We start from the raw sequence: 14,032 nt of genomic DNA, 5'->3' as shown, positions 1-14,032 counted from the left end.
TGCTCTAATAATTTTCTCTGTTCCCTTCCCAATGATTACTAAATATTAATTGTGAAATAAAAGTTATAGCTATAAATATTATCATTATAAATATACCTTGTATTATCTCACTATTTTGAATTAATATATTTTCCTTATACAATATAAAGTAAGAAGATAATCTCATTGAATATGCCCAAGGTATCACTTGCCATATTCCATCTCCTAAACCAGTTAACATCAGTGCTGAAATAAGGCTTCCAATTATTCCAATTCCAATTGATGCACCTTTGCCAAAATAAAATACTACTAAATATTGTATCATATATAAAAGTATGTTACTTGAGAATACTATCAAAGTTTCTTTATAATAAAAACTTATCTCTATAGAGTCATTTCCCATAATATAAAACATAATTCCAAAACCTAATATTGCTATAAGTGTTGATACTAACCCTAAAATAATTATTGATATTAACTTGCTAAAATGGGGAAGGTATTTTTTATTCGGAGTAGTTAAAAAGTATTGAAATCCTCCACATTCTTCTTGTTCATATACCATATTCAATATAATAGATATTATTAAAGGAAATGACATTGAAATAATTTGAATATATGAAATAACTTTATCCAATTCATTCCATGGAGAAACTGAATAGTACGATAAAAAAGGTATCATAGCTAACACTGGAATAATAAAATGCACTTTAATTATTTTTGAATGATAAAATTTATAGAAATCTATCTTTATATAATTTATAAAACTTGGCATAGTTAAACCTCCTGTTTTTCAAACCATTTTGCAGTTAAATATGACGTGACAATATAAAGTGTAATAGTTACTAATACACCTATTAATATAACTTTTATATCAAATGGATAAGCTCCAGCCTCAACAGATAAACCATTTGGCATAACTCTTATTATATAGCACATAAGTTTTGATGGTATCGCAAATGGAATCCACCATATTGGTGTTAACGCTAATAGTATGCCACCAAGAAAATTGCATAAAATACTAATAATTATAGTAAATCCAGTACTAAATTTCATGGTTAAGTACATCAGTACCGGTATTTGCCACGAGAACGTTATAAATAATATTGTAGATGCTAATAAACTATTTTGAACTTGAATAGCAGTTTCAAATATAAATCCCATAATTGTTATTACTACGAAAAACACTAAACAACTTAACCCTAAATACATAGTACTGATAATAATTTTAGAATACCAAATTTTTTGTTTATCCACTATAACACTAAATAATCCATTGAATTTTCTTTTCCTATCATTAGATATAATAAATGAACATATCATAGTAAAACTTCCTGGTAATATCAATGTATACCACCAGTTATACGCACTTTTTTGTATATAGTATCCTCCCATTAATACAAAAGCTATTGCTATACTTACTAATGGAGCTAAATATATTAATTTTTTTTGAAAAGTATGCTTTTGTTTTAAGTGCTCTGATTGTAGTATTTTATTCATATTTAGTACCTGCCTTTTTAACAACTTCTAAAAATAACTTTTCTAAATCTATATCCTCTTGAACCTTTTCTTGATACCAAAGTTGACCATTTGCAATTATTCCTATATAATCTGCAATTTGCTCTACTTCAGATAAAATGTGGCTAGATATGATTACTGTTATTCCTTTTTTGGGAAATGATTTAATTAATTCTCTTAAATCTCCTATGCCTATTGGGTCTAATCCATTGGTAGGCTCATCTAAGATTAATAGTTTTGGATTATTTAATAAAGCTATTGCAATTCCTAGTCTTTGTTTCATTCCCATTGAAAATTTGCCTGCTTTTTTGTTTCCTGTATTTGTAAGGTTAACAATTTCTAGAACGTCTTCAATTCTTGAATCTGGTAAGTTGTATAATAGTGTACGTACTTTTAGATTTTCTCTTGCGGTTAGGTTTTCATATATTGGCGATTGCTCTATAAGTGAACCTATTTCTAATAAGTCATTTCTTGACCATGGTTTTTCTTTGTATATTATTTCTCCTGATGTAGGATTTATCATTCCTGTAAGCATTTTAAGTAATGTTGATTTTCCAGCTCCATTTGGGCCTAGTAATCCATATATTGAATTCTTTGGTACTAGTAAAGATATATCTTTATTTACTTCTTGTTTTTTATAGCTTTTATTTAAATTTTTTGTCTGTATCATATATTTCATAAAAAAACATCCCTTCTACTTTTTGATTTAATAAAAGTATAAAGAATGTTTATAAGGATTTTATAAGGATTAGTATTTTTTATACTATAAATAAAAAAACACATTGACTATTATATCAATGTGTTTTTCGTGGATTTCAATGGTGGAGACGAGGGGAGTCGAACCCCTGTCCGCAAGTCTTTTCCTCGTTGCATCTACGTGTGTAGCCAACTGTACTAAAATCTCGTCTCACACATCGCCCAGCGGCAGGCTATGTGCTTGACCAGTCCCAATTAGTCCGCTTTTGGTCGAGACACCCCAAAAGTAGTTCCCTGCATAAATGACGACCAGGCCTAACCGGCAGGAGGGCGAGGCGGGTCGAGCAGCATTATTAAGCTGCTAAAGCGTAATTATCGTTTGCGTTTATTTTAACTTCCCCAGTTTTTACGTGACCCAGAGTAACACGACACGCAACCCCAAGTTCCAAACCCACGTCGAAACCTTTACGCCCCCGTGGTAATTTTAAAGTCCTTGGACTGTTTTCGCAAACTTTTTATTCACCATTTATATTAAGTTGTTCGTTGTATTTATATATTAATACTTTTTAGCATTAAAATCAAATGTTATTTAGTGGGTAAATTAGTATTTTCCTCTAAGTTCTCTTTCTATAGTTCTTTGAGCATCTTTTTTAGCTAAGTCTTGACGTTTGTCGTGTAACTTTTTACCCTTTGCTAAGGCTAATTCTACTTTTACCTTACCATTTTTAAGATACATACTTAAAGGAATTAATGAGTATCCTTTAACAGTTGTAGCCCCTATAAGCTTTCTTATTTCATGCTTATGAAGTAATAATTTTCTTACTCTTAAAGGGTCGACATTAAATCTATTTCCTTGCTCGTATGGGCTTATATGAACTTGTTTTATAAATACTTCGCTATTATCTACAGATGCATATCCATCAGTTAAGTTTACTTTTCCTTGTCTGATTGATTTTACCTCTGTCCCTTTTAATTCTATACCACATTCATAAGTTTCTTCTATAAAGTACTCATGTCTTGCTTTTCTATTTGTAGCTAATGTTTTAGTTCCTGCCATACGTTCACCTTCTTACTTTAAATTCTTATTTAGTATATATCCTATTAGTAAAAATATACCATATATATACTTATTAGTCAAGGTTGCTAGTTTAATACAGGGTGTCGAGAAAACCGACACCTTATATTTACTACTCTTCTATATCATCAAAAGGTTGATCTTGCTGTTCACCTTCATTTTGTGGTCTATCTTCTAATTTGTAAAGTATCTTAAAGTCTATTTCTCTTAAATCTACATTTATATTAGCAACTTTTATTCTAACAGGGTCACCTATTCTATATGTCTTTCTTGTTCTTTCTCCTATTATAGTATATGTCATTTCGTCATAAATATAATAGTCATCACCCATATTTGCAAGTCTAGATAATCCTTCAACAGTATTAGGTAATTCTATAAACATACCAAATGAAGTTACACTTGATACAACACCGTCAAATTCTTCTCCAACTTTATCTTCCATATAAACTGCTTTGTAATAGTCTTTAACATCTCTTTCAGCTAAGTCTGCTGCTCTTTCTCTTTCTGATGATTGAGTTGATGCATAATCTACTATGTTTACAAGTTGTTCTTGTCTTTTCTTATTTATTTTATTATTTAAATGTTCCTTCATTATTCTGTGTATTTGAAGGTCAGGATATCTTCTTATTGGAGAAGTAAAATGGCTATAGTATTGTGCTGCTAATCCAAAATGTCCGCTACATTCTGGTGAATATCTAGCTTGTTTTAATGAACGTAACATTATTGTACTTATAGCTTCTTCTTCTTTTTTTCCTTTTATTGCACTTATTATTGATTGTAGTGCTTTTGGATGAACTTCTTCTAAGTCACCTTTTATAGTATATCCAAATGTAGATACAAATTTTCCTAGTTCTTGCATTTTTTCAGGTGATGGAGTTTCATGTATTCTATAAACAAACGGTATATTTAACCAGAAGTAATGTTCTGCTACTGTTTCATTTGTTATAAGCATGAATTCTTCTATTATTCTGTTTGATATTCTTCTTTCATATTCTTTTATATCAGAAACTTTACCTTCTGGAGTTAATATTATTTTAGCTTCTGGGAAGTCAAAATCTATTGCTCCTCTTCTATTTCTTCTTTCCATTAATATTTTTGCTAAAACTTCTGCAGTTTTAAATTCTTCTACTACATGAGAGTATTTAGCTTTTAATTCTTCATCATCATTTTCTAGTATGTCAGATACTTCTGTATAAGTCATTCTAGCTTTAGAGTTTATTATTGTTTCTTTTATATCGTATTGTTTTACATTACCTTTTCTATCTATTTCCATAAATACTGATAATGTAAGCTTATCTTCATGAGGATTTAAACTACATACTCCATTTGAAAGAGTTTTAGGTAACATTGGAATTACTGTGTCTACTAAGTAAACAGATGTTGCTCTTTTTAAAGCTTCTTTATCTAATTTACTTTTTTCATGTACATAGTGTGTAACGTCAGCAATGTGAACACCTAATTTGAAGTTTCCGTTAGATAATCTTTCTATAGATATAGCATCATCTAAGTCTTTTGCATCTTCACCATCTATAGTAAATATATTTAAATCTCTTATATCTAATCTTCTATCAATTTCTTCTTGCGGTATTGGTACTGCTACTTTTTGAGCTTCTTCTAATACCTTTTTAGGGAATTCTTCTGGAAGTCCATGTGCTCTTATTATAGAAAGTATTTCAACTTCTTTTTCACCTTTTGGTCCTAACACTTCTATTATTTTACCTTCTGGCTTTCTGCCAGCTTGTGGCCATATAGTTATTTGAACAACAACTTTATCTCCATCTTTTGCACCACTGAAGTATTTTTTAGGTATATATATATCTTGATTAAATTTCTTTTCATCAGCTATTACGAATCCAAAAGTTTTGTTTGATTGAAATTCACCAACTACCTTTGTTATTTCTCTTTCAAGTACTTTTATTATTGCACCTTCTGCTCTTCTTTCATCAGTTGCAGGTTTAGTTATTTCTGCTACAACTCTATCATTGTGCATAGCTCCATTTACATCTGCTGCTGGTATAAATAAGTCTTGTATGTATTCTTCATCTGACTCAACAAATCCAAATCCTTTTCTATGAGCTACGAATTTACCTACAAAGTATCCCATTGATTTAGGTGAAGCTATTTTTCCTTTTTTAGTTTTCCCTATATATCCGTCTTCTTCTAATTCCTCTAAGAAGTTATAAAACATCGGCATCTCTGTTGGATGTATGTCAAATATTAAGGCTAATTCTTCCTTTTTTAAAGGTGTATATGCTGGGTCATTTATTAATCCTAATAATCGTTCTTTAAGTCCTGGTAACATTAATGTACCTCCTTTGTTCTGTATTTTATATATAAAGTCTTTTATATTTTATCTTATTATATAAATTTATATAATTGATAAAAAATAATAAGATAGATTTCAATTTCCATTATTATTTTATTATTACCATTTAACTATTATACACTATTGTAATGGATTGGTAAAACTCGATTAAATTACCTATAATTTGATTTTGTATATTGCTAATGTTATAATTTTACTATAATGTTTTAAATTATTTTATTTTGATTTTAATCACGTTAAATAAATTTATACATTTTAGGGGGTATTATGTCTAATCATTTTAGTTTAGAAATTACTGATAGAAATTTTAAAGATTTATTTTTATGTACTTGTGGTATTCACGAGTGTCCACCTTGTCATTCTTATGGTCCTGCTATAAGACCTCATTATTTAATACATTATATTATTGATGGATATGGTACATATTATGTTAATGATCAAAAATATAAATTAGGTAAAAATCAAGGTTTTTTAATCAATCCTAATAAACTAACTTTTTATCAAGCAGATAAGGATAATCCTTGGAAATATTTATATATTAGTTTCGATGGGGAAAAAGTTGATACTTATATAAAAAGTATCGGTCTTTATGATAACAACTTAATATTTACATATGATAAGGATGATAACTTAAAAAATTATATAATAGATATGCTAAATTATAGTACTATGAGTACTTCAAATGAATTAAAATTACAAGGTTTATTATATCTATTCTTTTCAGAACTTGCTAGTATATCAACTAAGCCATATAAAGCTAAAAATTCTTTTGAAAATATTTATATAACTAAATCTATAGAATTTATTGAAAAAAATTATGATAATGCTTATATAAAAGTTAGTGATATTTCTAATTATTTATGTCTAAATAGAACATATCTTACTTCACTATTTAATAAACATTTAAATACATCACCACAAAAATTTTTAATGGAATTTAGAATACGAAAAGCAGAAGAATTATTATATCAAACAGACTTACCAATCGGGGATATTGCTAGGTCTTGCGGTTATAGTGACCCATTAGCATTTTCAAGATCATTTAAGAAATTTAAAGGAGTAAATCCAACACTATATAGAGAAGAAAAACGTAAATTTTCAAATAAACTTACCCAATTACCAGATAAGTAAAAAAGTGTAACTATTATTAAAATGGACCCTTTGTCAAGTATACTAGAAAAAAAGGGTTCTTAAGAAGTTACTAAAAGCTGATTCCTGTATTGCACAGGAGTCAGCTTTTTTAAATTCCACTGGCAACGTTCATTATTGTAATAATCCATGTAATCATCTATCAATATTTTAAGTTCTTCTATTGTTTCNAATTAAATTTTGTATTAGTCTAAATATTTTAGATGCAGGTATTTTCTTATTTATCACCTGCCTTTCTTGCAGCTCTAACTTTTTTATCAATTCAAGCTCCGCTTTAAGATACTCTATTTCAGCATCTTTCTTAGCGATAATCTCTTCAATAGTTAATTCTCTATTAAGTGTTCTTCCTGAATTTAAAGTCCTAGTATCTTCTAAACCTAAAATACCTTTATCGTTATATGCTTTTCTCCATCTTAGACTAGCAGAATCTATACGTTTAATTCCAATTATATTAACATCAAATCCTGCATCTTCAAAAATAGCTCTTGAAGTTTTCCCATTCTCATATTCAGCAATAAACTGCAATTTAAACTCATTAGTATAAGTTATACCTTTAGCAGTTACATTTTTTACATATTTATTTTTAGATAATTCTAATATTTCTTGTTCTGTAAATATTTTTTTACTCATCTTATAATCACCTCTTAGTTAATATTGTACAAAAAAAGATCCCATTATAGACAGACACGCTTTTTCTCGTGTCCACCATATAGGATCCATTTTAATATAAGTTACACTTTTTTATTTATTAACTCAATGATTCTTCTAGTTCATTAAAATCTATATATTTTATAAGTATCTTATAGAACATATCTACCATAGGACCAACCAAAAATGTAAGTACTATTGTTCCAATACCTATTGGTCCTTTTAAAATGAATGCTAAAACTATACATATAATATCTATAATCATTTTAGATTTTTTTATACTAAGTTTTTTTTCTGTTAATGCTACCATTAAATCATCTGTTGGATTAGTTGGTAACTTTGGTATCATATAAAGTGCTATTCCTAAACACACAAGTATCATTCCAACTATAAATAATATCAATTTATTTAAAATCGTATCAACTGGTATTAAATCAACCACTTTAACCCACACATCTGTAAACAATCCCATTATAACAGATGTTATAAATGTTGTTATTCTTATAAATCCTTTTCTTATATACGCTGTTATTATTAATACAAGAAAAGCTGTCATACTTATTGCTAAAGATACTTTTGTGTTTAATATATCTGCAATAGCAAAATTTATAGAATCATAAGAACCTGCCCCAATATCTGATTTTACTGTCATTGATACTCCTAATGTTAATATTGCTATCCCTAATAAAAAAATCATATACTTTTTATATTGTAATTTCATAATGTCCACCTTTTATTATAATAGTATTTTATTCTTCAGTTGCTTTTAAAATAAATAGTTTAGATAAGAAGTCTCTACTTCCATTACAATATAGTTCTTTTTCATCTTCCATATATGGTAATATTTCTTCATTACACGGATCCCCTACTGCATAATCACTAGTTATCATACCTAGATTCATAAGTTCATCACCATAATGATATTCACCTTTTTGTTCTATATAGTAATTTAAATTCTCATTTAATCCTTTTAACTTTATCCTTTTAAAGCTTTCATTTACATCATTTAAAACTTTATACCATCCAACTATAGCTTCTTTTTTATCATCTGATACTACCATCCATGCTGTTATATTATTTTCAAATGGACTTTGCAGTCTATAGAATTTTCCTTTATGTATAAGTTCTCTATATTGTTTAATAAACTCTACCTGTTCTTTAACTTTTTGTTTTTCAAGTTCTGTTAATTCATTTAAATCAAGTTCATACCCAAAAGCTCCAAAATATGCAACATTAGCTCTTGTTTCTATTGGTGTATTTCTAAATACTTGTTGATTAACAATTTCTGATACATGAGCACCTATACTACTTATCGGATAAACCATTGATGTTCCATATTGTATCTTTAATCTTTCTATTGCATCAGAATCATCACTTGCCCAAGCTTGAGGTGCATAATATAACATACCTGGATCAAACCTTCCGCCACCACTTGAACAAGATTCAAATAATATTTTAGGAAATTCATTTATTAGTCTTTCATATAAATCATATACACCTAATATATATCTGTGCATTACTTCGCCTTGTTGTTCTTTAGGAAATGCTTTTGAGTAACACTCTGTTATACTTCTGTTCATATCCCATTTTATATAAGATATATTAGATTCTCTAAGAACTTTAGATATCATTTCATGTATATAGTCTACAACTTCATGTCTTGAGAAATCTAATACATATTGATTTCTTCCATGAGAATCAGATCTATTTGGTGTACTTATTATCCAGTCTGGATGATTTCTATATAATTCACTATCTTTATTTACCATTTCTGGCTCAATCCATAAACCAAAATTTAAACCTAAATCATTTACTTTTTTAGATAAGCCAGATATACCACTTGGTAATTTATTAGTATTTGGATACCAATCCCCTAATCCTCTATAGTCATCATTTCTTTCTCCAAACCATCCATCATCAAGTACAAATAATTCTATTCCTACATCAGCTGCCGATTTAGCAATATCTAATATTTTTTCCTCATTGAAAGAAAATTTAGTAGCTTCCCAGTTATTTATTAATATTGGTCTAACTCTATCTCTCCAATATCCTCTAGCAAGTCTTGTTCTATATAGTGTATGATATATTTGACTCATCTTATTCAGACCTTCACTTGAATAAACCATTACAGCTTCTGGTGTTTGAAATTCTTCATTCGCATTTAAATGCCATTCAAATCCATGTGGATTTATCCCTAAGGATACTCTTGTTTGAGAGTGTGTATCTACTTCAACTTGAGCTAAAAAATTTCCACTATATACTAAGCTAAATCCATATACATCCCCATTATGTTCATCAGCATTAGGTCTTTTAAGTGCTATAAATGGATTATGATTTGGGCTACTTGCACCTCTTAGTGAATATATTGATTGTATACCTTGCTCTAATTTTCTAGTCTTTATATGTCTTTCTCTAGACCATGCACCTGATAATTGAACCATTTCATAATCATAATCTGGTAAATCAAGATTTAAACTCATAGCTTTAGTTAATCTTAAATTACTATCTCCACAATTTATAAATCTTGAATGTCTAGTTATTACAGGTAAATTTTCATATATTGTATAACTTAATGCTACCTCTGTATTTATAAGTGAGTCTCTAAGTGTTATTTCTAAAGTTGTTGCTTCATTATCTTCTTCTACATATGTTGCTGGCAGGCTTTCTAATTTCTTTTTACCTCTAAAAATTTCATGAGATACATATTCAAAATTAGTTATTTTACTTCCATTTTCTTGGTGTATTTCAAATGCTGGATATCTAAAGTCAGTAGTTCCATAAGATGGATATTCCTGCTTTAATTCTTCTAATGAAAATTTATTATCATCTGGAAATACATAAGCTGTTAATGATCTATTTACAATTTCAAATAAATGTTCAAATGAATCTCTATGCTTTATTTTTTTTCCAAAATATAATTGTCCTAGTTGATTATTTTTCATTATATTTAATATATAGCTTATTTCTGAGTTATATAAATGAAATTCCTTAGTTTTTTGGTTAAATAATATTGGCATACCCTATCCCTCCGTATATTAGTTTATATATATTTTTAAACTAAGTTTAAATCTAATTATCTATCAAAATTATTTATTGTTTATATTAAGAACCTTTACTTTTTTTCTACTTCCTATAACTTGTAATATCTCATCATGGAAAGATCCATTTATTTTATACTTAGATTTATATATAACATACATAACTAAAGCAACTATTGAAGGTATTATTGTCATTATTACTCTTATTCCTATTATAGTTATATTTGATTGTACCGCTGCACCAGCTACATATCCTATTAATGATAATCCTACACCTATTAACCATCCACTTAATGCAGATGCTAATTTAACCAATAATGTTTGTGCTGAAAATATTATACTTTCATTTCTACTTCCTAATTTATACTCACCATAATCAACTATATCTGCAAGCATTACAGTAGTTGAACCTAATAAAAATCCTGAACCTAAGTTTAATAAAACTGCTGATACTGATATAAATAATATACTTTGAGGTGCTATTAACCCAGATATAAATAATGTTATTAAACCAAACATCGGTAATATAGTTGCCACTCTAAATACTTGCTGTCTTCCTATTTTTCTTGTTACTACTGGGAATAACATAAGTCCACCTATTTCTGCTACTTTAAAGAAAGAGTATACTGAGAATAAGCTTTCTTTACCTGCTACATATTTAAAGTAATAAATAGCAGCACCACCTGCTAATTGCATTGCAAGGTTATATGCCAAAACAATTCCAATAAATACTAATAATTGATCATTTTGTTTAAGTATATTGAATGCTTGCTTTATATTTACTTTTTCATTATTAACTTGTACTTGTGTCTTTTCCTTTACATTTATACAAGTTACTATTGTAGATATTATAAATATAATTATTATTCCCAATGCAAAATATTCAAATCCTTTTATTTGGTTTCCATTTCCAAGCTTATTTACCAATGCAATACCAAATGTTGTTACTGTAAGCCCACCTAAACTTGCAAATATTCTGGGTACTACTGATATTTTTTCTCTATCTTCTTTTGTTGTTGCTAATGTTGGTATCATTGACCAATATGGTATATCCATTATTGTATAAGTCATTCCCCATAATATATACATAACTGAATAATATAAATAAAGTGATGTTCCTTCTAAATCCGGTTTTCTAAATAATAAAAATAGTACAACTGAATTTAATATTGTTCCTATAAATATCCACGGTCTAAACTTACCAAATCTACTTCTTGTATTATCTACAATCATTCCCATGATTGGGTCATTTATGGCATCCCATAATCTTGCCATTAAAAATAATGTTCCTACAAATGCTGGATTGATTCCAACTACATCTGTAAAATAAATCATTAAAAATGTATAAACTATCCCACATGCTAAATCTTTACCATATGCTCCTATTCCATAAGAATACTTTTCTCTAGATGTTAACTTTTGCATCTAAATTCCCCCCAAAAATAAAATTTTATGGTTCCTTACATGTTTTGATTTTATATTATATTGAATAAATTTAGATAACCTTCAGAAACCGTTTTCTTTAACTTAATTATATCTATTTTCGTATATTTTTTAAACATATTTATGTAGGGATAATATGGTTAAATGTCTGTTTATTTTATTTTTAATATTTATTACACTATAATTTGTTAAAACATAGATAATTGCTTTACAATTTAATTAAAGGTGCTATTAAAGAAGATAGTAATATTTGTTTTAGTAATATAAATTTATAATTGATGTATAAAAAAAATGTCTAATAAAATTATTAGACATTTTCTTTTTAAAAATTAAATTTAATTCTTAAAATAAATAAGCTAAATAATGGCCAATTATTTAACTAAAAGCATAGCTATTGCATTTATAAAGAATAATACTGCAGCTATTTTTGTTACTCTTCCTAAGAAAGCTTCTTTTCCTTTTGGTTTGAAGTAGCTTTGGTTTCCTTCACCACCATATTGTGATGGAACAGCACTCTTTGTATCTTGTGGCATTATACTTAATATAAGAACTATTGCTAGTACAACTTGTACTCCCATTAGTATATTACTTATGTTCATATGTCCACCTCCTACTATTTTATTTATAAAATTGCTTTATACTTTAATATATCACACTAATGTAGTCAATTCAAGGTATGTAGCCTAAAATTAACCTTCTATTCAATATCTTAACAACAGTGTAATATACAAATAATCCCTATACAAATATACTGTATAGGGACCATTTTTCAAAATTTATTTTTAAATAATATTAAATTTGTAATTAATTTATTTTACAAGAACAGATTCTTTCTTTAAGTTGTAGAAAGACTTCATTCCACAGTATCTAGCTTGCTCTCCAACCATTTCTTCTATTCTTAATAATTGGTTGTACTTAGCAACTCTATCAGTTCTTGATGGAGCACCAGTTTTTATTTGTCCAGCGTTTACAGCTACTGCTAAGTCAGCTATAGTTGTATCTTCTGTTTCTCCTGATCTGTGAGATATAACTGCAGTGTATCCAGCTCTCTTAGCCATTTCTATAGCATCTAAAGTTTCAGTTATTGTACCTATTTGGTTAACTTTTATTAATATAGAGTTAGCAACACCTGCTTCTATTCCTCTTTCTAATCTTTCTGTGTTAGTAACGAATAAGTCGTCTCCAACTAATTGTACTTTCTTTCCTAATCTTTCAGTTAATACTTTCCATCCATCCCAGTCTTCTTCATCTAAACCGTCTTCTATTGTTACTATTGGGAAGTTGTTAACCCACTCTTCGTATAAATCAACCATTTGTTCAGCAGTTAATTTTTTACCTTCGTGTTTTAAATCATAAAGTTTAGTTTCTTTATCGTACATTTCTGTAGCAGCAACGTCAAGACCTAATTTTACGTCATCTCCTGGCTTGTATCCAGCTTTTTCTATAGCTTCAACTATTAATTCTAAAGCTTCTCTGTTTGATCCTAAGTTTGGAGCGAATCCACCTTCGTCACCTACACCACAAGCTAATCCTCTTTCTGAAAGAACTTTCTTTAATGAGTGGAATACTTCTGCACCCATTCTTAATCCTTCTCTGAATGACTTAGCTCCTACTGGTAATATCATGAACTCTTGAACGTCAACACTGTTATCAGCATGCTCTCCACCGTTTAATATGTTCATCATTGGTACTGGTAATTGCTTAGCATTAACTCCACCTATGTATTGGAATAATGGTAATCCTAATTCTTCAGCAGCAGCTCTAGCAACAGCCATAGAAACACCTAATATAGCATTAGCCCCTAATTTCCCTTTGTTGTGAGTTCCATCTAATTCTATCATTAAAGCATCTACTGCTGGTTGATCAAAAGCATCCATTCCTTCTAATTCTGGAGCTATTATTTCATTCACGTTAGCAACAGCTTTTTCTACACCTTTTCCTATGTATCTTCCCTTGTCACCATCTCTTAATTCAACTGCTTCGAAAGCTCCTGTAGAAGCTCCTGATGGAACTATAGCTCTTCCTACTGCTCCACTTTCTAATGCTACTTCAACCTCTACTGTTGGATTTCCTCTTGAATCTAATACTTCTCTTGCATATACTAATTCTATAACTGACATATGTATATCTCCTCTCCAATTTGTATATTAAATTACATCATAT

At 28.7% G+C, this 14,032-nt stretch carries 13 protein-coding genes and 1 other RNA gene; 1 reads left to right on the top strand and 13 read right to left on the bottom strand.

Going from position 1 to position 14,032, the window contains the following annotated elements; genetic code table 11:
• Window positions 1-4: 4 nt before the first annotated feature.
• The 6 genes from BN7997_RS01840 to rnr all read right to left on the bottom strand — a co-directional run bounded on the left by BN7997_RS01840 (window position 5) and on the right by rnr (window position 5,567).
• The gene (locus BN7997_RS01840; RefSeq protein WP_071119186.1) at window positions 5-751 is read right to left on the bottom strand and encodes a lantibiotic immunity ABC transporter MutG family permease subunit; all 747 of its coding nucleotides are present in this window, start codon (window positions 749-751) and stop codon (window positions 5-7) included.
• A 2-nt stretch (window positions 752-753) separates the two neighbouring features.
• Entirely contained in the window at window positions 754-1,476 is a 723-nt protein-coding gene (locus BN7997_RS01835; RefSeq protein ID WP_071119185.1) for a lantibiotic immunity ABC transporter MutE/EpiE family permease subunit, read from the bottom strand.
• A complete protein-coding gene (locus tag BN7997_RS01830) occupies window positions 1,469-2,173 on the bottom strand; it encodes a lantibiotic protection ABC transporter ATP-binding protein (protein ID WP_071119184.1) in 705 nt (234 codons plus the stop codon). The genes BN7997_RS01835 and BN7997_RS01830 overlap by 8 nt, the downstream gene beginning before the upstream one ends.
• A 140-nt stretch (window positions 2,174-2,313) precedes the next feature.
• Window positions 2,314-2,665: a transfer-messenger RNA gene (gene ssrA, locus BN7997_RS01825) on the bottom strand.
• A 126-nt stretch (window positions 2,666-2,791) separates the two neighbouring features.
• Window positions 2,792-3,247 carry an SsrA-binding protein SmpB gene (gene smpB / locus BN7997_RS01820; RefSeq protein WP_071119183.1) on the bottom strand — a complete coding sequence of 152 codons (456 nt, stop codon included), beginning with the start codon at window positions 3,245-3,247 and terminating at the stop codon, window positions 2,792-2,794.
• A gap of 130 nt (window positions 3,248-3,377) precedes the next feature.
• The gene (rnr, locus tag BN7997_RS01815; RefSeq protein ID WP_071119182.1) at window positions 3,378-5,567 is read right to left on the bottom strand and encodes a ribonuclease R; all 2,190 of its coding nucleotides are present in this window, start codon (window positions 5,565-5,567) and stop codon (window positions 3,378-3,380) included.
• 291 nt (window positions 5,568-5,858) lie between these two features.
• On the opposite strand from rnr, the gene BN7997_RS01810 reads away from it, so the two are divergent.
• Window positions 5,859-6,722: an AraC family transcriptional regulator gene (locus BN7997_RS01810; protein ID WP_071119181.1), complete on the top strand. Its 864-nt coding sequence runs from the start codon at window positions 5,859-5,861 to the stop codon at window positions 6,720-6,722.
• A 59-nt stretch (window positions 6,723-6,781) separates the two neighbouring features.
• Here BN7997_RS01810 and BN7997_RS16395 read toward each other — a convergent pair whose 3' ends face one another.
• The 7 genes from BN7997_RS16395 to eno all read right to left on the bottom strand — a co-directional run bounded on the left by BN7997_RS16395 (window position 6,782) and on the right by eno (window position 13,989).
• Window positions 6,782-6,871 (bottom strand): IS3 family transposase, encoded by a 90-nt coding sequence (locus BN7997_RS16395; protein WP_083334977.1) that lies wholly within the window; start codon window positions 6,869-6,871, stop codon window positions 6,782-6,784.
• A 19-nt stretch (window positions 6,872-6,890) separates the two neighbouring features.
• Window positions 6,891-7,370 carry an HTH domain-containing protein gene (locus tag BN7997_RS16280; protein ID WP_071119180.1) on the bottom strand — a complete coding sequence of 160 codons (480 nt, stop codon included), beginning with the start codon at window positions 7,368-7,370 and terminating at the stop codon, window positions 6,891-6,893.
• 118 nt (window positions 7,371-7,488) lie between these two features.
• Complete coding sequence (locus BN7997_RS01800) at window positions 7,489-8,109, bottom strand: YczE/YyaS/YitT family protein (protein WP_071119179.1); 621 nt, start codon at window positions 8,107-8,109, stop codon at window positions 7,489-7,491.
• A gap of 28 nt (window positions 8,110-8,137) precedes the next feature.
• A complete protein-coding gene (locus BN7997_RS01795; protein WP_071119178.1) occupies window positions 8,138-10,405 on the bottom strand; it encodes an alpha-galactosidase in 2,268 nt (755 codons plus the stop codon).
• Window positions 10,406-10,474: 69 nt separating this feature from the next.
• Window positions 10,475-11,851: a melibiose:sodium transporter MelB gene (melB, locus tag BN7997_RS01790; protein WP_071119177.1), complete on the bottom strand. Its 1,377-nt coding sequence runs from the start codon at window positions 11,849-11,851 to the stop codon at window positions 10,475-10,477.
• 389 nt (window positions 11,852-12,240) lie between these two features.
• Entirely contained in the window at window positions 12,241-12,462 is a 222-nt protein-coding gene (gene secG, locus BN7997_RS01785; protein ID WP_083334988.1) for a preprotein translocase subunit SecG, read from the bottom strand.
• Between the two features lie 216 nt (window positions 12,463-12,678).
• Entirely contained in the window at window positions 12,679-13,989 is a 1,311-nt protein-coding gene (eno, locus tag BN7997_RS01780) for a phosphopyruvate hydratase (RefSeq protein ID WP_071119175.1), read from the bottom strand.
• Between the last annotated feature and the right edge of the window lie 43 nt (window positions 13,990-14,032).

The organism is Romboutsia timonensis (assembly GCF_900106845.1).
Taxonomy (GTDB): domain Bacteria; phylum Bacillota; class Clostridia; order Peptostreptococcales; family Peptostreptococcaceae; genus Romboutsia; species Romboutsia timonensis.
The sequence above is the reverse complement of the archived record's forward strand: the minus strand, read 5'-3'. Positions and strand labels throughout refer to the sequence as shown.

Excerpts from the sequence above, each read along its gene's own strand:
- BN7997_RS01840 (WP_071119186.1), bottom strand. The coding sequence starts at position 751 with ATGCCAAGTTTTATAAATTATATAAAGATAGATTTCTATAAATTTTAT.
- BN7997_RS01835 (WP_071119185.1), bottom strand. The coding sequence starts at position 1,476 with ATGAATAAAATACTACAATCAGAGCACTTAAAACAAAAGCATACTTTT.
- BN7997_RS01830 (WP_071119184.1), bottom strand. The coding sequence starts at position 2,173 with ATGAAATATATGATACAGACAAAAAATTTAAATAAAAGCTATAAAAAA.
- smpB (WP_071119183.1), bottom strand. The coding sequence starts at position 3,247 with ATGGCAGGAACTAAAACATTAGCTACAAATAGAAAAGCAAGACATGAG.
- rnr (WP_071119182.1), bottom strand. The coding sequence starts at position 5,567 with ATGTTACCAGGACTTAAAGAACGATTATTAGGATTAATAAATGACCCA.
- BN7997_RS01810 (WP_071119181.1), top strand. The coding sequence starts at position 5,859 with ATGTCTAATCATTTTAGTTTAGAAATTACTGATAGAAATTTTAAAGAT.
- BN7997_RS16395 (WP_083334977.1), bottom strand. The coding sequence starts at position 6,871 with ATGGATTATTACAATAATGAACGTTGCCAGTGGAATTTAAAAAAGCTG.
- BN7997_RS01800 (WP_071119179.1), bottom strand. The coding sequence starts at position 8,109 with ATGAAATTACAATATAAAAAGTATATGATTTTTTTATTAGGGATAGCA.
- BN7997_RS01795 (WP_071119178.1), bottom strand. The coding sequence starts at position 10,405 with ATGCCAATATTATTTAACCAAAAAACTAAGGAATTTCATTTATATAAC.
- melB (WP_071119177.1), bottom strand. The coding sequence starts at position 11,851 with ATGCAAAAGTTAACATCTAGAGAAAAGTATTCTTATGGAATAGGAGCA.
- eno (WP_071119175.1), bottom strand. The coding sequence starts at position 13,989 with ATGTCAGTTATAGAATTAGTATATGCAAGAGAAGTATTAGATTCAAGA.